Source organism: Methylobacterium hispanicum (assembly GCF_022179285.1).
GTDB classification, from domain to species: domain Bacteria; phylum Pseudomonadota; class Alphaproteobacteria; order Rhizobiales; family Beijerinckiaceae; genus Methylobacterium; species Methylobacterium hispanicum.
In genome coordinates this window covers 1-24,246 of sequence record NZ_BPQO01000032.1, presented here as the reverse complement: position 1 = coordinate 24,246, position 24,246 = coordinate 1, and the positions used below count along the sequence as shown (strand labels likewise).

Below are 24,246 nucleotides of genomic sequence, written 5' to 3'. Positions count from 1 at the left end.
CGCATATCGCCGATGATATGAGCTTCTCGGGCCCCGTCAATCGAGCGCGCCGATGGCCGGTGTTACAGCGCGCCTTCCCGCACCGCTCCGGGATCGGCCAGCGCGTGCAGCAGGCGGGCGGCGCTGTGGGCGAAGCGCAGCGTCACCGCCTTGCGGCGCGCGCCGCTCAGCGCGTGCTCCGGCGCCTCGCGCACGATGCCGGCCCCGAAGGCGTCCGCGACGATGAGGCCGCATTCCTCCGGGATCAGGGATTCGGGCACGCTGTCGGGGATCGCGAAGAAGAACCGGTCGCAGAAGTCGCGGTAGTCCGGCCATTTCCGGTCGGCCCGGAAGTCGGCCACGCTCGACTTGATCTCCACGATGGTGAGCCGGCCCGCCCCGCACAGCGCGATCACGTCGGCCCGGCGGCCGTTGACCAGCGAGAACTCGGGCAGCGTCGCGCAGCCCATCTCCGAGAACAGGCGGCGCACGCCGCGCTGGAGCCGCAGCGCGGTCGGCGACTGGCGCCCGTCGGGGGGCAGAACGAGGTCGGGCGAAGGGTCGAGCTTGCGGGCGGCGAGGGCGGGCATCGGCACTGTTCCGTTTCGGAACACTCTGCCAAGACCGCACCCGGTCTGTCACCTGCGGCAGGTCGGCGCCTCAGCCCCGGAACCACGTCAGCAGACCCGCCCCCGGCGCGAGCAGCACGAAGGCCCAGACGTAGCCCGAGGTCCAGTTGGCGACCTGGAAGGGCAGCGGGCGCACGCCGAACGTGCCGGCGATCAGCGGCACCACGGCGCGGGCCGGGCCGACGAAGCGCCCGAGCGCGACCGAGGCCGCGCCCCAGCGGGCGAGGAAGGCCTCGCCGCGGGCCACCATGTCCGGATAGTTGCGCATCGGCCACATCCGGCGCACGCTGTCGCCGTAGTGCCGTCCGAACGCGTAGGAGAGCCAGTCGCCGAGGCCCGCACCCGTGCCGGCCGCCAGCACCACCGGCCAGAGCGCGATGTCGGCCGCGCCCACGATCGCCCCGATGCCGACGAGGATCACGGTGGCCGGCACCAGCAGCGACAGGAAGGCGATCGACTCGCAGAAGGCGCAGACACCCGCGAAGAGCGGCGCCCACGCCTTGTGTGTCTCCACGAAGCCGAGGGCCGTGGTCCGCAGGGCTTCGAGATCCATCGGGCATCCGTCACGGCGAGGGTGAGCCGCGATCTGGGGCGGGTCGCGCCGTGGTGCAAGCTCCGCCGTGCGCGCGGGTGCGGCGCCCGCGCAAAGGCGCTAACAGGCAGGGTCCGTCGCGAGAGAGGTTTGCGGCCCGTGAAGGTCCTGTCGATCCAGTCCCACGTCGCCTACGGCCATGTCGGCAACGCCTCCGCGGTGTTCCCGATGCAGCGGCTCGGCGTCGAGGTCTGGCCGATCCACACCGTGCAGTTCTCCAACCACACCGGCTACGGCGCGTGGCGCGGGCGCGTCTTCGACGGGCCCTCCATCGAGGAACTGGTCGCCGGCATCGGCGAGCGCGGCGTGCTCGGCACCTGCGACGGCGTGCTCTCCGGCTACATGGGCTCGGCCGATATCGGCACCGCGATCCTGGGCGCGGTCGCGGCGGTGCGCGCGGCCAACCCCGCGGCGCTCTACTGCTGCGATCCGGTGATGGGCGACATCGGCCGGGGCGTCTATGTCCGGCCCGGCATCCCCGAGTTCATGCGCGAGCAGGCCGTCCCCGCCGCCGACATCGTGACCCCGAACCAGTTCGAGCTGGAGGCGCTGACGGGCCTCGCGACGCACACGCTCGCGGGCGCCAAGGCGGGTGTCGAGGCGCTTCGGGCGATGGGGCCGCGCGTGGTGCTCGTTACCTCGCTGATCACGGAGGCCACGCCCGCCGGGTCGATCGACCTGCTGGCCGGGGAGGGCGGCCAGTTCTGGTGCCTGCGCACGCCCCGCCTCGGCCTCGACGTCAACGGCGCGGGCGACTGCATCGCCGCCCTGTTCTTCGTGCACTACGCCCGTACCGGCTCGGCGGCGCTGGCGCTGGGCATGGCGGGCGCCTCCGTCTACGGTCTCCTGAAGCGCACGATGGAGGCCGGCTCGCGCGAGATCCTCACGGTCGCCGCGCAGGAGGAGTTCGTCGCCCCGAGCGAGACGTTTCCGGTCGCGCCCGTCTGAGCCCCGTCCTTCGAAGCCCTCCCGACGCCACGACCAGGGATGCCCGTCATGAGCCGCCGCTTCGCCACCCTCGACGTGTTCACCGACGCGCCGCTCGCGGGCAACCCGCTCGCCGTGGTGCTCGACGCGGAGGGGCTCGACACGGCGGCGATGCAGGCGATCGCCCGCGAGTTCAACCTGTCGGAGACGGTCTTCGTCTTCCCTCCGGCCGAGCCGCGGCACCGGGCACGGCTGCGCATCTTCACGCCGACGCGCGAATTGCCCTTCGCCGGCCATCCCACCGTCGGCACCGCCGTCCTGCTCGCCCTGCGGGACGCCCGGGCGGAGGCCGCCGACGCGGTCGCCTTCGGCCTGGAGGAGGCGATCGGCGTGGTGCCCTGCGTGGTCGAGACGGGCGCGGGCCGGGGCCGGGCGCGCTTCAGGCTGCCGGTCCTGCCGAGCTATCTCGGCGAGCCGGAGGCGGCGGAGGCGCTCGCCGCCGCGCTGGGCCTTGCCGCCGACGAGATCGGCTTCGGCCGTCACCGGCCGAGCCGGCACGGGGCGGGCCCGGCCTTCACCTTCCTGCCCGTCGCCTCGCTCGAGCGGCTCGACGCGCTGAGCCCGCTCGGCGTGCCGGCGGGCTTCGCGGAAGGGCTCTACGCCTACGCGCCCGATCCGGAAGGGCTCGGCCGGCGCTACCGCGCCCGCATGTTCGCCCCGCGCCTCGGCATGCCGGAGGACCCGGCCACCGGCTCGGCCGCCGCCGCCTTCGCGGGCGTGCTGATGCAGTTCGAGACGCTCGGCGACGGCACGCACGACGTGGCGATCCGCCAGGGCGAGGCCATGGGCCGCCCGAGCGGGATCGACCTGCAGGTGGTGGTCGAGGCCGGCGCCCTGCGCGCGGTCGAGATCGGCGGCGGCGCGGTCCTCGTCTCGGAGGGCGCCCTGCATGTCTGAGGGCCGGCCCTACGGGTTCGAGGTGGTGCGCCTCGCCCATATCGAGGCGCGGCTGGTGGCCTACGACTGGGCCTGGGCGCGCGACAACGCGGAGCGCATCGCCGAGAACTGGCGCCGCCGGCTCGCTCTGCAGCCCGGATTGTTCGACGGGCCGGTGCTGCTCGCCTGCCTCTGCGCCATCGCGGACGGCGCCTGCCGGGTGGATTTCTTCGAGACCCGCTACGCGGCCTTCCTCGCCTACCGGGACGGGGGCTCGCCGGACGGCCACGTCGCCAACGCCTTCGCGGCGGTGGTGCCCTGGAGCGCCGACGGCGCCGTGCTCCTCGGCGAGATGGGCGCGCACACCGCCAATGCGGGACAGATCTACTTCCCCTGCGGCACGCCGGACCGGGACGACGTGCGCGGGGCGGTCGTCGATCTCGCGGGCAGCGCCGTGCGCGAGCTGCGCGAGGAGACCGGCCTCGCCCTGCCGGGCGGGGTCGCGGACGCGATGGCGGGGGAGTGGGCGCTGCTGCGCGGCGACGGGCAGCTCGCCTTCCTGTACCCGGCCCGCTTTCCGGAGAGCGCCGCGGCGCTCGCGGCCCGGATGGAGCGGCACCGGCTGGCCGAGACCGAGCCCGAGCTGGAACGCGTCGTCACCGTGCGGGCCGCCCGCGAGATCGACGCGGGCCGGATGCCGCCCTTCGTGCGGGCCTATCTGGCGAGCGCCTTCACGGATGCCGCGGTGGCGGACGTGACGCCCTGAGCCGGCCGTCGCGCGGCCGGCCTTGTCCTCGGCGCCGCGCGGCGACAGGTTGCCCCCGGAGAAGTGCGCCCGCGCGAGCCCCGGAGATCCCATGTCGTCCACCGCCCCGCTCACCTCGAAGACCGCGATCGTCACCGGCTCGACCAGCGGTATCGGGCTCGCGATCGCCCGCGGCCTCGCGCAGGCGGGCGCCGACGTGGTGCTCAACGGATTCGGCAAGCCGGAGGAGATCGAGCAGGCACGCGCCGGCATCGCGTCCGCGTTCGGCGTGCGGGCGCACTATTCCGACGCCGACATGACCAAGCCCGACCAGATCGCCGCCATGGTGCGCGACGCCGAGGAGCGTTTCGGCACGGTCGATATCCTGGTGAACAACGCCGGCATCCAGTTCGTCTCGGCGATCGAGGAGTTCCCGGGCGAGAAGTGGGAGCAGATCATCGCGATCAACCTCTCCTCGGCCTTCTACGCCATGCAGGCCGCGATCCCCGGCATGAAGCGGCGGGAATGGGGGCGCATCATCAACACGGCCTCGGCGCACTCGCTCGTCGCCTCGCCCTACAAGTCGGCCTACGTGGCGGCCAAGCACGGCATCGCGGGGCTCACCAAGACGGCGGCACTCGAACTCGCCCCCCACAAGGTCACGGCGAACTGCATCTCGCCCGGCTACGTCTGGACGCCGCTCGTCGAGGCGCAGATCCCCGACACGATGAAGGCCCGCGGGCTGACGAAGGAGCAGGTGATCGACGACGTGCTCCTGAAGGCGCAGCCGACGAAGGCGTTCGTCACGGTCGATCAGGTCGCGGCGCTGGCGGTGTTCCTGTGCTCGGACGCGGCGAGCCAGATCACGGGGGCGAACATGACGATGGATGGGGGCTGGACGGCGCAGTAGCGCAGCCGCGTTCTCCGCGGATCCCCTCTCCCCGCGTGCGGGGAGAGGGGAGGCAAATCCGTCGACCTCGGCTCAGCGGCGGCCGTGCAGCAGCAGCGCGAGGCCGTAACCCACGGCGCCCGCCAGCACGAGGGCGATCAGCGGGTTCTCCTCGACGCGCGAGCCCACCGCCTCGCGCCCCTCGCGCAGGTACGAGCCGCCGCGGTCGTAGGCGTCGCGAGCGTAGCTGCCGGCGTTGTCGGCCACGTCGCGGACGGTGTCCTTGGCCTGGCCGTAGAGGTTCTGCGCGGTGCCCTGGGCCTCGCGGTAGCGGCCCTCGACCGAGTCCCGGTTCGAGCCGACGAAGTCGCCCGCCGCGCCCTGCGCGCGGCCCGCGAACTCCTTCGCGCCGCCGACGATCCGATCCGTGTCAACCATGGTGGTCTCTCCCATTCGGTTGCGGGGCGCCGCTCGGGTCAAGGAAGACCTCGGGTCCGGGAGACCTGGGCGCCGTCCGTCGAGCACTGAACGTGCGAGACGCGGATTCGCCCCGTCCGAGCGCGACTTTTCACGCCGGCCCCGCCGCGGGCGCGGGGCGTCCGGGCAGGCGGGCGAGCCGGCGCGCGACCTCCGCGAGCGCAGCTGCCTGACAGCCGCCCGAGACCCCGCCGTCGCCCGGGCGCCGCGGCCGGCGGGTGCGCGGGACCGGGGGAATGTGCACGAACAGAACGGGCAGGCCGGTGGCGAGCGCCGCGAAGTAGCTCGCGTTGCAGAGGTAGCGCCCGGCATCGTTCGAGGGGCGGGCGTCGAGCCCCTGGCGGCGCAGGATCGCGAGCGCCTGGGCCGCTGCCGCGCCGCCGCGCGCGGCCGGCGCCCCCGGGTCGAGGACGAGCCGGGCGGCGGGCCGGCCCGAGGCGTCGGGGTAGAGACGGCTCGCCCGGTTGCGGGCGCGGATCTCGACGCGGATCCGCCGCGCGCGCGTCGCCACGCCGAGCATCAGCACGGCGGCGGGTCTCTCCGCCAGGGCCGGGAGCAGCGCGTCGGCGATCGCCGCGTAGGCGGTGCGCAGCACCAGAACCCGGGCCGCGCCGCCGGGCGCCCGGCGCAGGCGCTGTCCGACCGCCCGCGCCAGCGCGGCGCTGGGGTTGGCGGGCATGCCCGGGAAGGGCCCGAACCCGGTGACGAGGATCGGGCTCACAGCCCGATCAGCTCGGCGATCCGTGCCGCGCCGGCCGCCGGGGAGTGCTCGCCGCGGGAGACCGCCGCCTCGGCCTCGGCCGTCCGCTCCCGCACCTCCGCGGTGCCCACGAGGCGCTGGTGCAGGCGCTCGTGCACCAGGGCCCACATCCACTTCACGTCCTGCTCGCGACGCTTGCCCGCGATCTCGCCGGTCGCGGTGAGGCGCTGGCGGTGATCGACGATCTTCTCCCAGAGCGCGTCGAGGCGCAGGTTGTGGAAGCCGGAGATCGTCACCACCGGCGGCGTCCAGGTGGCGGAGGCCGGCGTCAGGATGTGGAGCGCCGCCCGGTACTCCGAGGCCGCGGCGTTCGCCCGCCGCTCGGCCTCGCCCTCGTCCGCCTTGTTGACCGCGATCATGTCGGCGAGTTCGAGGATGCCCTTCTTGATGCCCTGCAGCTCGTCGCCTGCGCCCGGCAGCATCAGCACGAGGAAGAAGTCGGTGAGGTCGGCCACCGCCGTCTCCGACTGGCCGACGCCGACCGTCTCGACCAGGATCACGTCGAAGCCCGCCGCCTCGCAGAGCAGCATGGTCTCGCGCGTCTTGGCCGCGACGCCGCCGAGCGTGCCCGAGGAGGGCGAGGGCCGGATGAAGGCGTTGGGGTCGAGCGCGAGGCGCGCCATCCGGGTCTTGTCGCCGAGGATCGAGCCGCCGGTTCGCGTGGAGGAGGGATCGACGGCGAGCACCGCCACCTTGTGGCCGGCGGCCGTCAGGTTGGAGCCGAGCGCGTCGATCGTGGTGGACTTGCCCACCCCCGGCACCCCCGTGATGCCGACCCGGATCGCCCGGCCGGTATGGGGCAGCACGGCGTCGATCAGGTCGCGCGCCGCCGCCCGGTGGTCGGCCCGCTTCGATTCCGCCAGCGTGATCGCGCGCGCGAGCGCCGCGCGTTCGCCGGCGAGCAGCCGGTCTCGGAGGGCGTCGAGGTCGAGGGCGGGAGCGGCCATGCTCACTTCATGACCGCAGCCGCGGCGTTCGTCGAGAGTGGTCGTCGCTCCGCCTGTGCCCCCCGCACCACAGGCCGCCCGCTGCCCGCAATCCACACCGGGCACGGTCACGCTTGTGCCCCGCCATGGTCACGATCCTCGGCCAGAGGCTAGAGGGTCGACGGGGGCTCGGAGCCTCCAGCGCCACGGATGCGACCCCGGATCATGCTGCGCCAGCCCCTCACCCGACGCGCCCTCGTCCGCCTCGGCGGATTCGCGGGCGTCGCCGCGCTAAGCCCCGCCCTCGGCGGCTGCATCACGGACGGGCTCACCACCGGCACCGCGATTCCCGAGAAGCAATCGGCCCTCGACGTGATGCCGGTGCTGCTCGTCGCTACCACGCGCAAGCCCGTCGCGAACGGCCCGCGCGCGCCCTATTTCGGCTCGGAGCGCGGCAAGGGGCTGAGCTTCGCTGAAGTGCGCCTCTCGCCCCCCGACCGCTCGCTGATCGGCAAGGTCTCCTCCGTCGTCACGGGGGACTGGACCATCGGCGAGGTGCCGAAGATCGAGACCGGCGCGGGCGCCGCCGACGCCTTCGCGCAGGCCGCGCTCGGGCGCGACGTGCTGATCTACGTGCACGGCTACCGCGAGTCCTTCGAGTCGGCGACCATCAGCGCCGCGCGGCTCTCGGACGGCATCCGCTTCCGCGGCGTCTCGGGCCTGTTCACCTGGCCGTCGGCGGCCGCGACCTTCGACTACGGCTACGACCGCGAGAGCGCGCTCTACTCCCGCGACGCCTTCGAGGACCTCCTCAAGACGCTGGCCTCCTCGCCGAGCGGGGGCCGCATCAACATCGTCGCCCACTCGATGGGCACCCTGCTGACGCTCGAGACCCTGCGCATGCTGCGCGCCGAGGCCGGCGAGGCCGCGATGGCGCGCATCGGCGCCGTGGTGCTGGCCGCGCCCGACATCGACTTCGACCTCTTCGCCAACGGCGTGAAGCGGCTCGGGCCCGACGTGAGCAAGATCACGGTGATCTCCTCCACGAACGACCGGGCGCTGGAACTGTCGAGCACCATCGCGGGCGGCGTCGTGCGGGCGGGCGCGGCCGACCGCGCCCGGCTCGAGGAACTCGGCGTGCGGGTGGCCGACGCCTCCGATTACGGCGGCGGCCTGATCAACCACGACCTGTTCCTGTCGAACAAGGAGGTCCAGGGCGTGGTCAAGCGCGCCGTCTCGCGGGCGGGCGGCGGGGTCTGACGGCGGCGTCCGATCGCCGCGAGGTCGCACCGAGCGGGACAGGCGCGGGGCGGGCGCCGAAACTGGGCTTGGCGCGCGGGGCGCGCCCGCCTACTGAGGCGGCGCGGCGGAGGCGGCCAGAATCGCGAAGCGCCCCCGCGACGCACCTGACAGAAGGATGCCGGCCATGTTCACCCTCGAGATCGACGGCACCGCCGTGGCTGTGATCAACGGCGACGAGGAGACCGCGCGCGACCTCTTCACCTGCGACGGCTTCAAGTCCGACATCCGCGAACTGACCAGCGCCGGCAAGCCGCTCTGGAACGGCACCTCGGAGCTGAAGGTCCGCCCGGCGACCGAGGACGAGGTCGAGATGTTCGAGGACGCGCTGGCCGACGACGACGGCTCGGGCGATTTCGAGCCGGTCGAGGCCCACGCCGATTCCGAGGAGGACGAGGACGAGGCCGACATCGTCTTCCTGGTCGATATCGACGAGGAGGACGAGGACGACGAGGACGGGCAGAAGCTCGACGCCTGAGGCGCCCGGAGCGCCTGCCGCCCGGGCGTGAACCCGGGCGGCCCTCCGGCCGTTTCCGCTCCGTGTTTCCAACGGAGTTCTCGGGAATGGCCGACAGCAAACGGATCGTCGATGCGCTGGTGCGCGCCCGCCGCGGCGGCCTCGCCGCCGGCGCCGCGCTCGGCGGCCTCGCCCTCGTCGGCAGCATCGCCTGGCACGCCCTGCGGGGCTCCGCCGCCTCGGGCACGGCGACGCCGGACTTTCGCGATGTCGACGAGGACGAGGCGCGGCTGATGCTGCGCGCCATGGTGGCCGCAACCCTCGCCGACGGGGTGATCGACGCGGGCGAGCGCCGGCGCCTGGACGGGGCGGTGGCGGAAGCCGGCATCGACCGGGACGGCCGCGCCTGGCTGGAGCGCGAGTTGGAGAACCCCGCCGAGATCGACGAGATCGCCGACGCCGTGGACGCCCCCGAGGCCGCGGCCCGGATCTACGCCGCCGCCCGCCTCGCGATCGATCTCGACACGGTGCAGGAGCGGCAGTTCCTCAAGATGCTGGGCGAGGCGCTCGACGTGCCGCGGGAGGCGGCCGAGCGCATCGAGCGGGAACTGGCCGCCTGAATCTCGGCGTGGGCTCAGCCCGGCTTCCGCTCCTCCAGGAAGCCGCGCATCCGCGCCAGCGCCCGGCGGATGTTGTCCATCGAATTCGCGTAGGACAGGCGGATGTAGCCCTCGCCGTGCACGCCGAAATCCGGGCCGCCGATCGTCGCGACGCCGGCTTCCTCCAAGAGGGCCGAGGCCAGTGCCTTGGCCCGCCAGCCCGTGCCGGACACGTTCGGGAAGGCGTAGAACGCCCCCTTCGGCGTGCGGCAACTCACCCCCGGCAGGGCGTTCAGCCCCGAGACCACGATCGCCCGCCGCCGGTCGAACGCGGCCATCATCTCGGCGACGCAATCCTGCGGCCCGTCGAGCGCCGCGATGCCGGCGTACTGCGTCGCCGCGTTCACGCAGGAATGGGAATTCACCGCGAGCTTGCGCGCCGCGTCGTAGAGCGGCTGCGGCCAGACCGACCAGCCGAGGCGCCAGCCCGTCATCGCGTAGGTCTTGGAGGCTCCGTCGAGGTAGATCAGCCGGTCGCGGATCTCCGGATAGGCCAGCAGCGAGGTGTGCGCCTCTCCGTCATAGGTCATCGTGCCGTAGATCTCGTCCGAGAGCACGGCCACGTCCGGATGCGCGGCGAGGCCCGCCACCAGCGCGTCGATCTCGGCCTTGGGCGTCACGCCGCCCGTGGGGTTGGCCGGCGAGTTCAGGATGAGGAGCCGCGTGCGCGGTGTGATCAGCGCCAGCGTCTCCGCGGCCGAGAAGGCGAAGCCGTTGCCCTCGCGGATCGGCACCGGCACCGGCGTGGCGCCCGTGAACTCGATCATCGAGCGATAGATCGGGAAGCCCGGGTCCGGGTACAGGATCTCGGCGCCGGGCTCGCCGAACATCAGGATCGCCATGAACATGGTGACCTTGCCGCCCGGCACGACCAGCACGGAATCGGGCGAGACCTCGACCCGGTGGCGGCGCAGGATGTCGCGGGCGACCGCCTCGCGCAGGCCCGGGATGCCGACCGCCGGCGTGTAGCCGTGGTGGCCGTCGCGCAACGCCCGGATGCCCGCCTCCACGATGTGGGGCGGCGTCGGCATGTCGGGCTGGCCGATGCCGAGGTTGACGATGTCGCGCCCCTGCGCGGCGAGCGCGCCCGCGCGGGCCAGAACCGAGAAGGCGTTCTCCTCCCCGATACGGCCGAAGGCCGGAACGATCTGGAGCATCAGGCCCTCTCGGTGTCGTACGGCGGCGGCGCGGGTCCCGCGCCGCGTCCTCAGGCCTTGCTGCGCTCGGCGAGGCGGCTGGCGCCGAAGGAGAGCGCGCCCGCGACGAGGCCGAGGATCACGAAGGTCTTCACCGTCGCCCAGACCAGGGCCGGCTCGATGCCGGTATCGGTGTAGAGCACGAGGCTGATCGCCGCGATCGGCAGGCTGACGAGGACGAAGAGCGGGACCAGCGGGTTCATGTCGGCACTCGCATCGAGCGGGGAACGGGAACGGGCGTCGGGACGGCCCTTACGCCTGAAGAGCGCCCGTGCATAGCACCGGCTTGGCCGCATGGGGAGGGCGTCTGCACAATGGTTCTGCCGCCGTACCGCGTTCGGGCGAGAGCGGGGCTGTCGCAGGGAAGGCTCCAGATCAAGCTTGTACGAACCTCTGTCGTCGGGCCGGAGACGGAGTTTCAGTCGGGCGATAACCGCGCCGCGCCCCCTCTTCCTATGGTCAGGGCGATTGCATTTAGCCGGGGCCGTCTCCCGGACCGCCACTGGAACCGCGCCCTACCCCCTCTCCCATAGGGAGAGGGTTGGGGTGAGGGGTATGACCTCTCAGACCCGAGCACGCCATCGACGCGCGTTCAGCGCCACGCCCTACCCAGAAACCTCATACCCCTCACCCGGCTTTCTGCGAAAGCAGACCTCTCCCTATGGGAGAGGGGACCCGCGCCTCATCCGGGGTCTCTCGAAGAGTGTCCGAGGCGGTCTCGCCGGACCTCCCTCGGTTCGATCGCCCCGCGGGCGAGAGCGCCGCTCCAATCAGGCCGGAACCCGCACGGTCGCCCGCAGGCCGCCGAGCGGGCTGTCGTGGAGCGTGACGTCGCCGCCATGCGCCCGGGCGATGTCGCGCGCGATGGCGAGGCCGAGGCCCGAGCCGCCCGCGTCCTGGCGCGCGTCGTCGAGCCGCACGAAGGGCTTGAACACCTCCTCGCGGCTCTCGGGCGGGATGCCCGGCCCGTCGTCGTCGATCGAGACGAGGACGCTGCGCCCCTCGCGCCGGCCCGAGATTGCCACGCTCTCGCCGTAGCGCGCGGCGTTGGCCGCGAGGTTGAACAGGCAGCGCCGGAAGGCGTCCGGGCGCACCGTCACGGTCGGGGGGCCGTCGAGGTCCACCGCGTCCACGTGGGCGCCGAGGCGCTCCACGTCGGTGCGCAGGTCCTCGAGCATCGCCCGCATGTCGGTGGGTGCTGCGGCCTCGGCCGAGTCGCCGCGCGCGAAGGCGAGGTAGCCCTCCAGCATCCGGCTCATCTCGTCCACGTCCCGCTGCAGGTCCTCGATCTCGGGCGTCTGCTCGATCAGCGCCAGCGAGAGCCGGAAGCGGGTGATGATGGTGCGCAGGTCGTGGCTGACCCCGTTCAGCATCGTGGTGCGCTGCTCCATCGCCCGCTCGATGCGCCGCCTCATCTCGATGAAGGCGTGGCCGGCCTGCCGGACCTCGCGCGCCCCGCGGGGCCGGAACTCGATCTCGCGGCCCTTGCCGAAGCCCTCCGCCACCGCGGCGAGCCGGAGGATCGGCTTGATCTGGTTGCGCAGGAACAGGATCGCGACCCCGAGCAGAACCATGGAGGAGCCGGTCATCCAGACCAGGAAGATGTGCGAGTTCGAGGCGTAGGCCTGGCTGCGCCGGGCCGTGATCCGCATCACCCCCTCGGGGATCGCCACGCGGATCTCGATGAGGTTCGAGCGCCCCACCGTGTCGATCCAGAAGGGCCGCCCGATCTGCCGCTTGATCTCGTCGGAGAGCGCCTCGTCGAGGATCGAGAAGAAGGGCCGCGGCCCGGCCGGCGGGAGCTTTGCCCCCTTGAGGATGTCGAGGTCGAGGCTCAGGCGCTCGCCCGCGATCCGGGCCAGCGTCTCGGCGTCCCGGTCCTGCGGGTAGCTCTCGTAGATGTCGATCAGCGCCGCGACGTCGGAGGTGACCGCCGAGGACAGCCGCTTCGTCACGAGCTGCCAGTGGCGCTCCATGAAGGTGTAGGCGATCACCGATTGCAGCAGCACCACGGGCGCGATGATGATGATCAGCGAGCGCGCGTAGAGGCCCTTCGGCAGGACGTCGCCGATCGCGCGGGACACCCGCTTCCAGAGGCGGCGCGGCCGGCCCAGCAATCCGCTGCGCGGCGCGGTCGGGGCACCGCGATCCGTCTCGTTTGCCGTGAGGGTCGGTTCCATGGCGCGGACTCGCCGCCGGATCATCGCACGCGTCGGGGATGGGCCCTTATGGCACCGCGGGTCGGCGTCACCAACTGTCGCCGCGCCGAGGGGCGCTCCCCGGCTTCCGGCTCGAGCGCTGAGGTCCGGCGGGTTCGAGCCCGGAGGGGTGGCGGGCGGCCGGTCCGCCCCGGCCGCGCTTGTCGGCGCGCCCGCTTCGGTCTAACGCTCGCGGCCCCGAACACCGGTCGGCGCGGGCCGCCGGTGACGGCGCGGCGCTCACGCCCCATCTCACCGCTTCGGGTCCTAGCGACATGGTTGCACACAGCCGGGGGGCCTCTGCCCCCATCAAGATTCCGGGCGCGCGGGTCCTCGTGATCGAGGCGCGCTTCTACGACGCCCTCGCCGACCAGCTGCTCGCGGGCGCCGAGGGCGCGATCGCGGCCGCCGGGGCCGAGGCCACGGTCGTCACGGTGCCGGGGGCGCTGGAGATCCCCGCGACCGCCGCGATCCTGCTCGACGCCGCCGAGCGGCGCGGCACGCCCTACGACGCCGTGGTGGCGCTCGGCTGCGTCATCCGCGGCGAGACCGGGCACTACGACATCGTGGCGGGCGAGAGTTCGCGCGGGCTGATGGATCTCGCGGTCGCGCGCGCGCTGCCGCTCGGCAACGGCATCCTCACCGTCGAGAACGAGGCGCAGGCCTGGGCCCGCGCCCGCGTCTCCGAGATGAACAAGGGCGGTGGCGCGGCCGAGGCCGCGCTCGCCGTCCTCGCCCTGAAACGCGCAGCCGAGGGAGTGTGAGGCCGTGACGAAGATCGAAGGGCGCGCCGGCGCGCGGCTCGCCGTGGTGCAGGCCCTCTACGACATGGACATCTCCGGCAAGGGCGTCCTCGACGCGCTGGCCGAGTTCGAGGCCCACTGGATCGGCCGCGAGATCGACGGCGTCGCCCATCCGCCGGCCGAGACCGCCTTCTTCCGCGACCTCCTGCGCGGCGCGGTCGAGGAGCAGCGCGCCATCGACCCGCAGATCGACCAGGCGCTGACGCAGGGCTGGCCGCTGCGCCGGATCGAGGCCGTGCTGCGGGCGATCCTGCGGGCGGGCGCCTACGAGCTGATGTTCCGCCGCGACGTGCCGGCGCGTGCCGCGATCTCGCAGTACGTGGACGTGGCCCACAGCTTCTACACCGGCGACGAGCCGGGCCTCGTCAACGCGGTGCTCGACCGGATCGCCCGCCAGACCCGGGCCGACGAGCTGGCCCAGCAGAAGCGCGGGTGAGCGGGAAGGCCCCGCGCCTCTCCGAGGAGGGGCTGATCGCGCGCCACTTCGCGCCGCTCGCCGGCCCCGGCGCGGACGGGTTGCGGGACGACGCCGCGAGCCTCGCGCCCACGCCCGGCCACGACCTCGTCCTCACGGTCGATGCCGTGGTGGCGGGCGTGCACTACTTCCCCGACGACCCGCCGGCCTCGGTCGCCGCGAAGGCGCTCGCGGTCAATCTCTCGGACCTCGCCGCCAAGGGCGCCGCGCCGCGCGGCTTCCTGCTGACCCTGGCGCTCAGCCCGGACTGGACGGAGGACTGGCTCGCCGCCTTCGCGGGCGGGCTCGGCGCGGCCGCGGCGCGGCACGGCTGCCCGCTGCTCGGCGGCGACACCGTGCGGGCGGCGGGGCCGACGCTCGTCAGCGTCACCGCCTTCGGCGAGGTGCCGGCGGGCGGCATCGTCCGGCGCGGCACGGCCCGGCCCGGCGACGTGATCTGCGTGAGCGGCACGATCGGCGACGCGGCGCTCGGACTCCGGCTGCGGCTCGAACCGGAGGCGGCGTGGGCCCGCGCGCTCACGCCCGAGGACCGCGCGCATCTCGCCGACCGCTACCTGCACCCGCGTCCGCGCCTCGCCCTGGCACCCGCGATCCGGCGCTGCGCCACCGCCGCCATGGACGTCTCGGACGGGCTCGTGGGCGACCTCGCCAAGATGCTGCCGGGGCGGGGCGCCACGGTCGAGATCGCCGCCGTGCCGCTCTCGCCGGCCGCCGCCGCCGCGATCCGCCTCGCCCCGGACCTCATCGACGCGGCGCTCTCCGGCGGGGACGATTACGAGATCCTCTGCACGGTGGCGCCGCGGGACCTCGACGCCTTCCGGGCCGCCGCCGCCGAGGCGGGCGTGCCGGTCGCGGCGATCGGAACGGTCGCGGCGGGGGAGGGGGCTCCGCTGTTCCGTGAGCCGGACGGCGGCGTGCGCCGCTTCGCCCGCGGCGCGTTCAGCCACTTCTGAGAGCGGGCCGGTCGAGCGGCCGGAACGCGCAGGATCCGTCCCCCCGCGCGGCGGGCCGAGGACTTGCGGGACACGGGGACGGGGAGGCGCAAGCCTCCCCCGCCGGCTCACATGCCGCGGTTGGCGCCCGGGACGATGCTGGTGCCGGAGCCGCTGCCGAAGGGCTCGTAGCGCGTCAGGCCGCGGAAGAGCTGGCTGAGGAAGGCCCGGTCCTGGCCGCTCGTCGGCGTGGTGCGCTCGATGAAGTCGAACACCTTGCCGTCCTGCAGGCCGTAGAGAGCCACGCGCTCGACCTTGAAGGCGGGGGTGAAGTACACCGCCGTCACCTTCTGATCGTCCACCCGCTCGCCGAGGAACATCACCGTGCGGCTGGTGTTCTGCGAGATGTAGTACCAGGACTTGTTGCCGACCGTGGACACCGTCGAGGGCGTGCCGAGGGTCTGCAGCACCTGCTCGGCGCTCATGCCGGGCTTGACCGCCGCGAGCGCGGCCTGGTCGAGCTGGTAGCCGTGGCGGATTTCCTCGCCGATGCAGCCCGAGAGGGCGACGCCGAGGCCGCCGAGGAGGGCGACACGCGCCAGTGACGAGACGAGACGGCGCCGCATCGGCCCCCCTTGCAGTCGCTGTGTTGGAAGGCGTGGGCGCGCCCGGAAACGGCACCCGCCACGCTTGCACCTTGACGGTGGGTTGCCGTACCGCGGGGTTATGGCTTTGACAAGGCAAGCTCGGCCACACGGCCGGGGAGAAGCCGGCCGGCACCGGCGAGGACCTGAGATGATCGCCCGATTCTTCCGCCGCGAGGATGCGCGGCGGCGCCTGATCGAGACGCTGCACCTGCGCATCAACGAGGCATCCCGCGCGCCGGCCCTCTACACGGGGCTCGGCGTGCCCGACAGCGTCGAGGGGCGGTTCGAGGCCTTGTGCCTCCACGTCATCCTCGTGCTGCGCCGGATGCGGGCGCTGCCCGAGCCCGCCGCGGACGTGGCGCAGGATCTCGTCAACGCGGTCTTCCTCCAGCTCGACGCGGCGCTGCGCGAACTCGGCGTCGGCGATTTCGGCGTGCCCAAGCGCATGAAGAAGCTCGGCGCGGCCTTCTACGGCCGGGCCGAGGGCTACGACGCGGCCCTCGACGCGGGCGACGTGGCGGCCCTGCAGGCGGCGCTCGCCCGCAACGTGCTCGGCCAGGACGGCGCGGAGCACGCGCCCGCGGAGGCGGCCGGGCTCGCCGCCTACGTGCGGGCGGCGGCCGCGGCGCTGGAGGGCAGCGACCTCGACGGGCTGCTGGAGGCCGGGCCGCGCTTCCCCGAGCCGGCCGGGTTCATCGATTCAGGAGTCAGCGCATGAAGCCCACGGACAAGCCCGGCCCGCTCTCGCGGGTGGTCAACGTCGATCGGCTGCCGCAGGGGCGCGGCAGCGTCACCGTCGAGGCGAGCCCGGCGGAGGCCGAGGCGCTGGCCCGGGACTTCAAGATCCCGGCGATCCGCGACCTCGTCGGCCGCTTCGACATCGCGGGCTCGCTGAACCGCCTGCGGGTGACCGGCACGGTCGAGGCCGCGGTCACGCAGGTCTGCAGCGTGACGCTGGAGCCGTTCGAATCGCGGGTCAGCGAGCCCGTCGAGGTGGAGTTCACCGACACCGACCAGCTCGCCGGCACCGACGCCGAGGAGGCGGACGTGCCCGACCCGATCGTCGGCGGGCGCGTCGATTTCGGGGCGCTCACCGCCGAGTTCCTGGCCCTCGGCCTCGATCCGTACCCGCGGAAACCCGGCGTCAGCTTCGAGCCGGTCCAGGCCGGCGAGGACCCGAACCCCTTCGCGGCCCTGCAGCGCTTGCGCGACGAGAAGGGGTGAGGCCGCGGGGGCTGCAACCCGCGGCCCGCAGAAATCGTTTGCCCGCCGGGGCTGGATCGCTATTTTCCGCCGCGCCGGGCAAGGCTCGCCGCGTCGGCCGATGGCGGGAGGGACCCGCCGCCGGAGCGGTCGCGCGTCGCCCGCTCCACACCTGCTCCCGTCCGCGCGAACGGCCCGGCGTCCAACGCCCCGTCCGACGCCGCTGCAAAGGCCGCGATCGCCAGAGACCATGTCAGAACGCGTGCGCATCTCGCTCGACGCCATGGGCGGCGATCACGGGCCGTCGACGGTCGTCCCGGGCGCAGCCATCGCCCGCGAGCGGCATCCCGGGACGACCTTCATCATGTTCGGCGACGAGGCCGTGGTCGGCCCGCTGATCGAGGCCGAGCCGCGCCTCAAGGGCGCGGTGGAGCTGCGCCACACCACGGTCGCCGTCGCGATGGACGACAAGCCGAGCCAGGCCGTCCGCCAGGGCCGGGGCAAGTCCTCGATGTGGCGCGCCATCCAGGCCGTGCGCGACGGCGAGGCGGACGCCGCCGTCTCGGCCGGCAACACCGGCGCGCTCATGGCGATGTCGAAGATCTGCCTAAAGACCATGGCGGGCATCGAGCGCCCCGCCATCGCCTGCCTCTGGCCGACCGTCCGCGGCGAGAGCGTGGTGCTCGATGTCGGCGCCACGATCGGGACGGATGCCGAGCACCTCGTCGAGATGGCCGTGATGGGCTCGGCCATGGCCCGCATCGTGTTCGACCTGGAGCGCCCGACCGTGGGGCTCCTCAACGTCGGCACCGAGGAGATGAAGGGCAACGAGGCCGTGAAGGAGGCCGCCCGCCTCCTGCGCGAGCACGATGCCGCCAACTTCTCGTATCACGGGTTCGTCGAGGGCACCGATCTCGGCCGCGGCACCGTGGACGTGGTGGTGACCGAGGGCTTCACCGGCAACATCGCGCTCAAGACCGCCGAGGGCACCGCCAAGCAGATCTCGACCTACCTGCGCTCGGCCATGACCCGCACGCTCTCGGCCAAGATCGGTGCGCTCTTCGCCCGCCAGGCCTTCCGGGCGCTGAAGGACAAGATGAACCCGAGCCGAGCCAACGGCGGCGTCTTCCTGGGTCTCGAGGGCATCGTCATCAAGAGCCACGGCTCGGAGAACGCGGCGGGCTTCGCCTCGGCGGTGGACCTTGCCCACGACATGGCCCGCCACGACCTGATGCGCACGATCCGCGACATGCTGGACGAGACGCCGACCACGATGGCGCGGGTCTAGGACCCCGCCGAGCTTACGACACCGTCCGCCGACGCGGCGGGCCCGGAACCTGAGAGGCCGTTGTCCCGCCCGGAACCGGGTACGGCCTCGGACGTGTTCCGAAGGATGAGGGAAGGGGCGCGACGGGCCGGACGGTCCGGGCGCTCCGGGAAGGAACACGATGACAAGCCTGCGTTCCGTCGTGGTCGGCACCGGATCGAGCCTGCCCGCCCGGGCGGTGACCAATGCCGAGCTCACAGAGCGGGTCGACACGTCCGACGAATGGATCGTCCAGCGCACCGGCATCCGGCAGCGCTATCTCGCGGGCCCGGAGGAGACCACCTCGGTCCTCGGCACCCGCGCAGGCTTGGCGGCCCTCGACGATGCCGGGCTGGGGCCGGACGACATCGACCTCGTGATCTGTGCGACCTCGACGCCCGATCACACCTTTCCGTCCACCGCGACCCAGATCCAGGCGGCGCTCGGCATCCGGCAGGGCGCGGCCTTCGACCTGCAGGCGGTCTGCGCCGGCTTCGTCTTCGCGGTCACCACCGCCGACAAGTTCCTGGCCACCGGCGGGGCGCGGCGCGCCCTGGTGATCGGCGCCGAGACCTTCTCGCGCATCGTCGACTGGGAGGACCGCACCACCTGCGTGCTGTTCGGCGACGGCGCGGGCGCGGTCGTGCTGGAAGCCCGCGACGCCGAGACGGCGCAGGGCCGCGGCGTGCTCTCCGCGAGCCTGCGCTCGGACGGGCGGCACCGCGAGAAGCTCTACGTGGACGGCGGCCCGGGCTCGACCGGCACGACCGGCCACCTGCGCATGGAGGGCCGCGAGGTCTTCCGCTTCGCGGTGGGCTCGGTCACCGACGTGATCGTCGAGGCGCTGGAGCGGGCCGGGGCGAGCGCCTCCGACCTCGACTGGTTCGTGCCCCACCAGGCCAACCGCCGCATCATCGAGGCCTCGGCCGACAAGATCGGGATCGCCCGCGAGAAGATCGTCCTCACCGTCGATCGGCACGGCAACACTTCGGCCGCCTCGATCCCGCTGGCCCTCGACGTCGCCCGCCGGGACGGGCGCATCCGGGAGGGCGACCTCGTGATGATCGAGGCGATCGGCGGCGGCTTCAGCTGGGGCGCCGCCCTGATCCGCTGGTAGGCCGCCCCGATTTCGGCGAGCGAAGCGCGGACACGCGGTTGACCCCGGCCGGGGCGCCGATTAGCGTGCCGGATCATAGGGATACGCCGTAAACGGCCGTGTTCCGGACAATCTCCAGGGGGGTGAGGCATGACGGGCAAGACGGTCACACGCGCCGATCTGAGCGAGGCCGTCTACCAGCAGGTCGGTCTGTCGCGGGCCGAGTCCGCGGCGCTCGTCGAGACCGTGCTGACCGAGATCTGCACCTGCCTCGCCGAGGGCGAGACGGTGAAGCTCTCCTCGTTCGGCTCCTTCGTGGTGCGCAGCAAGGGGCGCCGGGTCGGCCGCAACCCGAAGACCGGGGTCGAGGTCGAGATCGAGCCGCGGCAGGTGATGGTGTTCAAGCCCTCGAACGTGCTGAAGGCCCGCATCAACGGCTCGCACGTCGCCAACGGTGCCGACGACACCGACGACGATTGAGGGCGGGCGCGGGACGCGCCTCAGCAGCCCCGGCAGATCGAGCCCAGCGTCGAGCGCATCCGGGAGTCCCAGGCCTTGTCGCGAGCCTCCGCGGCCTTCTGCGCCTTGACCATCGCGGCCTCGTTGATCGGCTTCATGGGCGCCCCGGCCCCTCCGCCGGGCGGCTTCGTCTGACCCGTCGCCGTCAGGCTGCGGGCCGCGCGGGGGGCGGCCGGATCGCCGGGCTGCGCCAGGGCCGGCGCGGCACCGATGGCCAGGGCCAGCGCGAGGGCCGCGCGCGGCAGGGGAGGGCACGTGATACGGCGCATGGACGAGGTCTCCCGGTGCCCGCGCGGGGCCGTGTTCCTGGACGCGCAGGATCGAACGCGCGCCGGTCGGGATTATGACAGCGTTGCGGTGCGGGGAAAGGCGGCAAAATGGGGATGCCCGTGAGACCTGCCCGGCCCGGACCCGCGATGGACCGGCGCGCGCGTGTCGCCGACGCCTTGCGGCGCCTCGCCCCCCGCCTGCCCGAATTCGAGAGCGAGGCCACGATCGACCGGGCGCTCCTGAGTCCCGGCCTGCGCAACGCCGCCCCCGAGACCGCGGCCCGGCTCGCCCTGCTCGCCTACGCGCGCCACGTCTTCACCGAGTACGACGACCTCCTGGCCGACGGCTACGACCGCGACAGCGCCCGGCACTTCGTCCTCGACGACCTGAACGCCGCCCTGGCCGGGTGGGGTGCCGCGCCGATCCCCGAGGATGCGCCGGAGGCGGGCGAGGATCCCGCCGATTTGTGAGGCGTCCCCCACGGGCGAGCCTGCTACAGACGCCTGCCGCTTCGGTGAGAGAGGGAACTGGATGCCATGAAGATCAGTGCGCGCAACGTGCTCAAGGGCAAGGTCGTCTCGGTCGAGAAGGGCGCCACCACGGCCCACGTCAAGATCGAGGTCGCGCCCGGCCAGGTCGTCACCGCGGCGATCACCAACGATTCGGTCGATGCGCTGAAGCTTGGCGTCGGCTCGGACGCCTACGCGGTGGTGAAGGCCTCCGACGTCATGGTGGCGGTGGACTGAGCGGACGCGGGAATAGCCGGCGCGGCGCGTTGCGACGGGCCGCGCCGCGCGGCTAGAAGGGACGCCCGAAGGCGCCCCCGGACGATCCATCGATGAAGATCCTCGGCATCGAGACCACCTGCGACGAGACCGCCGCCGCCATCGTCGCGCACGATGAGGAGGGCGGCGCCTCCATCCTCGCCAACGAGGTGCTGAGTCAGATCGCCGAGCACGCCGCCTATGGCGGCGTCGTGCCCGAGATCGCCGCGCGCGCGCATGTCGAGGTGCTCGACCGCCTGATCGACCGCGCCCTCGAACGGGCGGGCCTCGGGCTGCGCGACCTCGACGGCATCGCGGTGGCGGCCGGGCCGGGCCTGATCGGCGGCGTGCTGATCGGCCTCGTCACGGCCAAGACCCTGGCCCTCGTCACCCGCAAGCCGTTGCTCGCGGTGAACCATCTGGAGGCGCACGCCCTGACCGCCCGCCTCACGGACGGGCTCGCCTTCCCCTACCTGCTCCTGCTGGCCTCGGGCGGCCACACCCAGCTCGTCGCCGTGAAGGGCGTCGGGCAGTATGTCCGTCTCGGCGGCACCGTCGACGACGCGATCGGCGAGGCCTTCGACAAGGTCGCCAAGCTCCTGGGGCTCGGCTATCCGGGCGGTCCGGAGGTCGAGCGCATGGCCGAGTCCGGAGACCCGGAGCGCTTCGCCCTGCCGCGCCCGATGCTCGGGCGGCGCGAGGCGGATTTCTCGCTCTCCGGCCTGAAGACGGCGCTGCGGGTCGAGGCCGAGCGGATCGCGCCGCTGGCCGAGCGCGACGTCGCCGACCTCTGCGCCAGCTTCCAGGCGGCGATCACCGACGTGGTGGTGGACCGGGCACGCATGGCGCTGCGCGCCTTCTCGGGCGTGGCCGGCCATCCCACCGCCCTGGTGGCGGCCGGCGGCGTCTCGGCCAACGGCGCCATCCGGCGCGCGCTGGCCGCGCTCGCCGGCGAGGCGGGCCTCGCGTTCGTGGCGCCCCCGCTCCAGCTCTGCGGCGACAACGGCGCGATGATCGCCTGGGCTGGCCTGGAGCGCCTGCGCCTGGGGCTGACCGACGACCTCACCGTGCCGGCCCGGGCGCGCTGGCCCTTCGCCGAGAAGCCGGCCGCCGCGGTCGCCGGGTGAGGGCGCCCCGCCTCGTCCTGCCGCGCGGCAATTTTTCGGCGATCCGCGCCGCGGCGCCCCTCTCCGCCATCCCGGTCCCGGCCGCGGCGGATCCGCAGGCGCGCTGGCGCGACCTCATCGACCGGCGCCTGCCCGAGGCCGCCCGGGCCCGCCCGGACTGGCCGGTGCACCGCGATCACGGCTTCGCCCGCATCCTGCTCGACAATGCCTGCGGCGGCCCCTGGCGCGAGAGCGTGGGCGTGCCCGCCTGGGCCAACCTGCCGCCGGAGCGGCTCGCCCTGGCGATCGAGCTCGGCGAGGCGGTGCTCGCGGGCCACGCGGAGCTCGACCTGCTGAACCGCCGCTCGCTGCTCTGGCGCGGCAGGGGACGGGCGGCGCCCGCACCCGACGAACTCGTCGTGCCGGGCGGCCTCCTGCTGCGACGCTGGCGGCGGGGCGACGACGCGCCCTTCGCAGCCCTCAACGCCGACCCGGCCGTGATGGCGCATTTTCCGAGCGTGCGCGGCCGTGCCGAGAGCCTGAACGAGGCGCGCGCCTTCGACCGGCGCTTCGCGGCGGACGGGTTCGGCCCCTGGGCGGTCGAGGAGGCGGGCCGCTTCGTCGGCTTCGTCGGCGCCCTGCGGATGATGCGGCCGATGCCGTTCCCGGGCGGCGAGCGGCCCGGCGAGGGCGTCGAGATCGGCTGGCGTCTCGCCCGCGGCGCCTGGGGCCGGGGCATCGCGACGCGCGCGGCCCGCGCCGCCCTCGCGGACCTGTTCGGGCGCTGCGGCGTGGCCGCGGTCGTGGCCTACACGGCGGAGGGCAATGTCCCCTCGCGCCGGGTGATGGAGCGTCTGGGCATGCGCCCGGACGGGTCCTTCGCCCACCCGGCCATCGCGGCGAACCATCCGCTGAGCCGCCATATCCTGTACCGCCTGGGGGCGCGGGACTTGCCCAAGCAGGACTTGCCCAAGCAGGACTTGCCCGAGCAGGACTTGCCCGAGCGGGACTTGCCCGGAGAGAGCGCATGAGCGGGAACGGATCGATCGCGGTGGTCGGCGGCGGGGCCTGGGGAACGGCGCTCGCCAACGCGGTCGCGGGCCGCCATTCCGTGACGCTGTGGCTGCGCGACCCGGAGGCCGCCGCGCGGATCGAGGAGACCCGCGAGAACGCCCGCTACCTGCCGGGCGTGCCGCTCCATCCCGGCATCCGGGCGACCGCGGACGCGACCGCCCTGCGCGAGGCCGGCACGGTGCTCCTCGTCACCCCGGCCCAGACCGCGCGCGCGGTGCTCGTGCGGCTCGGTCCCGATCTGCGACCGGGCGCGCCGGTCGTGCTCTGCGCGAAGGGCATCGAGCGCGGCACGGACGCCTTCATGAGCGCGGTCGCGGCCGAGATGCTGCCCGCCGGCACGCCGGTCGCGGTGCTCTCCGGCCCGAGCTTCGCGGCGGACGTCGCCCGCAACCTGCCGACCGCCGTGACCCTCGCCGCCGCCGAGGCGGCGCTGGCTGCCGATCTCGCCCGCCGCCTCTCCGGTCCGACGCTGCGCCTCTACCACACCGACGACGTGCGCGGGGTCGAGATCGGCGGGGCCGGCAAGAACGTGCTGGCCATCGCCTGCGGGATCGTGGCCGGCCGCGGCCTCGGCGAGAGCGCCCGCGCCGCGCTGATCGCCCGGGCCTTCGCGGAGCTGATGCGCTTCGCCCGCCATTTCGGCGGGCGGCCCGAGACGCTGATGGGCCTGTCGGGTCTCGGCGATCTGGTGCTCACGGCCTCCTCGTCCCAGTCGCGCAACTTCGCGTTCGGCGAGCGGCTGGGCGCGGGCGCCACGCCCGAGGCGGCCGCGGGGGGCAAGCTCGCCGAGGGCGCCTTCACGGCGGCCGCCCTGGTGGCGCTCGCCCGGGCCCAGGGTATCGAGATGCCGGTCGCCGAGGCGGTCGCCGACATCGTCTCGGGCGCGGAGCGGGTCGATGCGGTGGTGGCGCGCCTGATGGCGCGCCCGCTCAGGGGCGAGGCGGAGTAGGACCTGCCCCGCGGCGCGGCTGCGCCGCGCGGGGCTCGGTGGGGAAGCTCCCCCTCACCGCCGGCGGGGAGAGGGAGGCGTTCCCGCCGCGGCTCAGCGCTGGCGGCGGGCGACGCTGACCACGTTGGAGGTCCGCGCCTTGCGCTCGGGCAGGACCTCGTTGACCTTGGCGACGATGGCGGCGGCGTCGAGCCCGGCTTCCGCGTACATCCGGTCGGGAGTGTCGTGGTCCTGATAGGCGTCCGGCAGCGTCATCGTGCGCACCCGGACCCGCATCGCGTCGAGCACGCCCCGCTCCGACAGCAGGTGCAGAACCATCGCGCCGAAGCCCCCGCGCGAGCCCTCCTCCAGCGTGATCAGAACCTCGTGGCTCGCCGCCAGATCCAGGATCATGCCCTCGTCCAGCGGCTTGGCGAAGCGCGCATCCGCAACC

General features: G+C 73.6%; 31 protein-coding genes. 20 read left to right on the top strand and 11 right to left on the bottom strand.

Translation table 11 applies throughout. The features are described from left to right. Window positions 1-62: 62 nt before the first annotated feature. Window positions 63-569, bottom strand: coding sequence for an MmcB family DNA repair protein (locus MFF56_RS26645; RefSeq protein WP_066926252.1), 507 nt, complete (start codon window positions 567-569; stop codon window positions 63-65). Between the two features lie 70 nt (window positions 570-639). Then, window positions 640-1,161, bottom strand: a complete 522-nt coding sequence (locus MFF56_RS26640; protein ID WP_066926256.1) for a DedA family protein — start codon at window positions 1,159-1,161, stop codon at window positions 640-642. A 138-nt stretch (window positions 1,162-1,299) separates the two neighbouring features. Here MFF56_RS26640 and pdxY point away from each other — a divergent pair, with 138 nt between their 5' ends. The 4 genes from pdxY (at window position 1,300) to MFF56_RS26620 (ending at window position 4,718) form a co-directional block, all read left to right on the top strand. Further along, window positions 1,300-2,148 (top strand): pyridoxal kinase PdxY, encoded by an 849-nt coding sequence (pdxY, locus tag MFF56_RS26635; protein ID WP_066926273.1) that lies wholly within the window; start codon window positions 1,300-1,302, stop codon window positions 2,146-2,148. 48 nt (window positions 2,149-2,196) lie between these two features. Further along, on the top strand, window positions 2,197-3,084 hold the full coding sequence (locus MFF56_RS26630) for a PhzF family phenazine biosynthesis protein (protein ID WP_197430718.1): 888 nt from the start codon (window positions 2,197-2,199) through the stop codon (window positions 3,082-3,084). After that, window positions 3,077-3,829: an NUDIX hydrolase gene (locus tag MFF56_RS26625; protein ID WP_066926262.1), complete on the top strand. Its 753-nt coding sequence runs from the start codon at window positions 3,077-3,079 to the stop codon at window positions 3,827-3,829. The genes MFF56_RS26630 and MFF56_RS26625 overlap by 8 nt, the downstream gene beginning before the upstream one ends. Window positions 3,830-3,920: 91 nt before the next feature. Then, complete coding sequence (locus MFF56_RS26620) at window positions 3,921-4,718, top strand: 3-hydroxybutyrate dehydrogenase (RefSeq protein WP_066926265.1); 798 nt, start codon at window positions 3,921-3,923, stop codon at window positions 4,716-4,718. Window positions 4,719-4,790: 72 nt separating this feature from the next. On the opposite strand, the gene MFF56_RS26615 is transcribed toward MFF56_RS26620, so the two are convergent. From MFF56_RS26615 to meaB, 3 genes are all read right to left on the bottom strand, one after another. Then, window positions 4,791-5,135 carry a CsbD family protein gene (locus tag MFF56_RS26615; RefSeq protein ID WP_238231762.1) on the bottom strand — a complete coding sequence of 115 codons (345 nt, stop codon included), beginning with the start codon at window positions 5,133-5,135 and terminating at the stop codon, window positions 4,791-4,793. Window positions 5,136-5,265: 130 nt separating this feature from the next. Continuing rightward, window positions 5,266-5,895, bottom strand: coding sequence for a pyroglutamyl-peptidase I family protein (locus MFF56_RS26610; protein WP_066921278.1), 630 nt, complete (start codon window positions 5,893-5,895; stop codon window positions 5,266-5,268). Then, entirely contained in the window at window positions 5,892-6,881 is a 990-nt protein-coding gene (gene meaB, locus MFF56_RS26605; protein WP_066921276.1) for a methylmalonyl Co-A mutase-associated GTPase MeaB, read from the bottom strand. The genes MFF56_RS26610 and meaB overlap by 4 nt, the downstream gene beginning before the upstream one ends. A 204-nt stretch (window positions 6,882-7,085) precedes the next feature. Between meaB and MFF56_RS26600 the strand changes: the two genes are divergently transcribed. The 3 genes from MFF56_RS26600 (at window position 7,086) to MFF56_RS26590 (ending at window position 9,236) form a co-directional block, all read left to right on the top strand. Then, on the top strand, window positions 7,086-8,120 hold the full coding sequence (locus MFF56_RS26600) for an alpha/beta hydrolase (RefSeq protein WP_066921274.1): 1,035 nt from the start codon (window positions 7,086-7,088) through the stop codon (window positions 8,118-8,120). Window positions 8,121-8,286: 166 nt separating this feature from the next. Next, a complete protein-coding gene (locus tag MFF56_RS26595) occupies window positions 8,287-8,637 on the top strand; it encodes a glutamine amidotransferase (protein ID WP_066921272.1) in 351 nt (116 codons plus the stop codon). An 86-nt stretch (window positions 8,638-8,723) separates the two neighbouring features. Beyond that, on the top strand, window positions 8,724-9,236 hold the full coding sequence (locus tag MFF56_RS26590) for a DUF533 domain-containing protein (protein WP_066921270.1): 513 nt from the start codon (window positions 8,724-8,726) through the stop codon (window positions 9,234-9,236). 14 nt (window positions 9,237-9,250) lie between these two features. Here the strand turns inward: MFF56_RS26590 and MFF56_RS26585 are convergent, their stop codons facing one another. From MFF56_RS26585 to MFF56_RS26575, 3 genes are all read right to left on the bottom strand, one after another. Then, complete coding sequence (locus tag MFF56_RS26585) at window positions 9,251-10,432, bottom strand: pyridoxal phosphate-dependent aminotransferase (RefSeq protein ID WP_066921268.1); 1,182 nt, start codon at window positions 10,430-10,432, stop codon at window positions 9,251-9,253. A 50-nt stretch (window positions 10,433-10,482) separates the two neighbouring features. Next, entirely contained in the window at window positions 10,483-10,674 is a 192-nt protein-coding gene (locus MFF56_RS26580) for a hypothetical protein (protein ID WP_066921266.1), read from the bottom strand. A gap of 567 nt (window positions 10,675-11,241) precedes the next feature. Next, a complete protein-coding gene (locus MFF56_RS26575; protein WP_066922114.1) occupies window positions 11,242-12,651 on the bottom strand; it encodes an ATP-binding protein in 1,410 nt (469 codons plus the stop codon). Between the two features lie 293 nt (window positions 12,652-12,944). Here MFF56_RS26575 and ribH point away from each other — a divergent pair, with 293 nt between their 5' ends. The 3 genes from ribH (at window position 12,945) to thiL (ending at window position 14,900) form a co-directional block, all read left to right on the top strand. Further along, complete coding sequence (gene ribH / locus MFF56_RS26570) at window positions 12,945-13,433, top strand: 6,7-dimethyl-8-ribityllumazine synthase (RefSeq protein ID WP_066922112.1); 489 nt, start codon at window positions 12,945-12,947, stop codon at window positions 13,431-13,433. 64 nt (window positions 13,434-13,497) lie between these two features. Beyond that, on the top strand, window positions 13,498-13,908 hold the full coding sequence (nusB, locus tag MFF56_RS26565) for a transcription antitermination factor NusB (RefSeq protein WP_066922118.1): 411 nt from the start codon (window positions 13,498-13,500) through the stop codon (window positions 13,906-13,908). Then, complete coding sequence (gene thiL / locus MFF56_RS26560) at window positions 13,905-14,900, top strand: thiamine-phosphate kinase (protein WP_066922110.1); 996 nt, start codon at window positions 13,905-13,907, stop codon at window positions 14,898-14,900. Before nusB ends, thiL begins: the two co-directional genes overlap by 4 nt. A 107-nt stretch (window positions 14,901-15,007) precedes the next feature. Here the strand turns inward: thiL and MFF56_RS26555 are convergent, their stop codons facing one another. Continuing rightward, window positions 15,008-15,505, bottom strand: coding sequence for an outer membrane protein assembly factor BamE (locus MFF56_RS26555; protein ID WP_066922109.1), 498 nt, complete (start codon window positions 15,503-15,505; stop codon window positions 15,008-15,010). Window positions 15,506-15,674: 169 nt separating this feature from the next. Between MFF56_RS26555 and MFF56_RS26550 the strand changes: the two genes are divergently transcribed. The 5 genes from MFF56_RS26550 (at window position 15,675) to MFF56_RS26530 (ending at window position 19,611) form a co-directional block, all read left to right on the top strand. Continuing rightward, window positions 15,675-16,244 carry a ubiquinol-cytochrome C chaperone family protein gene (locus MFF56_RS26550; RefSeq protein WP_066922107.1) on the top strand — a complete coding sequence of 190 codons (570 nt, stop codon included), beginning with the start codon at window positions 15,675-15,677 and terminating at the stop codon, window positions 16,242-16,244. Beyond that, window positions 16,241-16,750: a YceD family protein gene (locus MFF56_RS26545; protein ID WP_066922105.1), complete on the top strand. Its 510-nt coding sequence runs from the start codon at window positions 16,241-16,243 to the stop codon at window positions 16,748-16,750. Before MFF56_RS26550 ends, MFF56_RS26545 begins: the two co-directional genes overlap by 4 nt. 229 nt (window positions 16,751-16,979) lie before the next feature. Further along, entirely contained in the window at window positions 16,980-18,017 is a 1,038-nt protein-coding gene (gene plsX / locus MFF56_RS26540; RefSeq protein ID WP_066922103.1) for a phosphate acyltransferase PlsX, read from the top strand. 160 nt (window positions 18,018-18,177) lie between these two features. Further along, window positions 18,178-19,152, top strand: a complete 975-nt coding sequence (locus tag MFF56_RS26535) for a beta-ketoacyl-ACP synthase III (protein WP_066922101.1) — start codon at window positions 18,178-18,180, stop codon at window positions 19,150-19,152. 129 nt (window positions 19,153-19,281) lie between these two features. Continuing rightward, window positions 19,282-19,611 (top strand): integration host factor subunit alpha, encoded by a 330-nt coding sequence (locus MFF56_RS26530; protein ID WP_066922099.1) that lies wholly within the window; start codon window positions 19,282-19,284, stop codon window positions 19,609-19,611. A gap of 20 nt (window positions 19,612-19,631) precedes the next feature. On the opposite strand, the gene MFF56_RS26525 is transcribed toward MFF56_RS26530, so the two are convergent. Then, window positions 19,632-19,919 (bottom strand): hypothetical protein, encoded by a 288-nt coding sequence (locus tag MFF56_RS26525; RefSeq protein ID WP_066922097.1) that lies wholly within the window; start codon window positions 19,917-19,919, stop codon window positions 19,632-19,634. 147 nt (window positions 19,920-20,066) lie between these two features. Here MFF56_RS26525 and MFF56_RS26520 point away from each other — a divergent pair, with 147 nt between their 5' ends. The 5 genes from MFF56_RS26520 (at window position 20,067) to MFF56_RS26500 (ending at window position 23,813) form a co-directional block, all read left to right on the top strand. Then, a complete protein-coding gene (locus MFF56_RS26520) occupies window positions 20,067-20,390 on the top strand; it encodes a DUF2293 domain-containing protein (protein ID WP_238231760.1) in 324 nt (107 codons plus the stop codon). A 66-nt stretch (window positions 20,391-20,456) separates the two neighbouring features. Then, complete coding sequence (locus tag MFF56_RS26515; RefSeq protein ID WP_066922095.1) at window positions 20,457-20,666, top strand: TOBE domain-containing protein; 210 nt, start codon at window positions 20,457-20,459, stop codon at window positions 20,664-20,666. 92 nt (window positions 20,667-20,758) lie between these two features. Next, window positions 20,759-21,811: a tRNA (adenosine(37)-N6)-threonylcarbamoyltransferase complex transferase subunit TsaD gene (gene tsaD, locus MFF56_RS26510; protein WP_066922093.1), complete on the top strand. Its 1,053-nt coding sequence runs from the start codon at window positions 20,759-20,761 to the stop codon at window positions 21,809-21,811. A gap of 68 nt (window positions 21,812-21,879) precedes the next feature. Next, on the top strand, window positions 21,880-22,821 hold the full coding sequence (locus tag MFF56_RS26505; RefSeq protein WP_238231779.1) for a GNAT family N-acetyltransferase: 942 nt from the start codon (window positions 21,880-21,882) through the stop codon (window positions 22,819-22,821). Continuing rightward, the gene (locus MFF56_RS26500; RefSeq protein WP_238231758.1) at window positions 22,818-23,813 is read left to right on the top strand and encodes an NAD(P)H-dependent glycerol-3-phosphate dehydrogenase; all 996 of its coding nucleotides are present in this window, start codon (window positions 22,818-22,820) and stop codon (window positions 23,811-23,813) included. The genes MFF56_RS26505 and MFF56_RS26500 overlap by 4 nt, the downstream gene beginning before the upstream one ends. A gap of 93 nt (window positions 23,814-23,906) precedes the next feature. Here MFF56_RS26500 and MFF56_RS26495 read toward each other — a convergent pair. Continuing rightward, window positions 23,907-24,246 (bottom strand): transketolase C-terminal domain-containing protein (locus MFF56_RS26495; protein WP_283207446.1); only part of this gene is annotated, 340 nt, incomplete at its 5' end.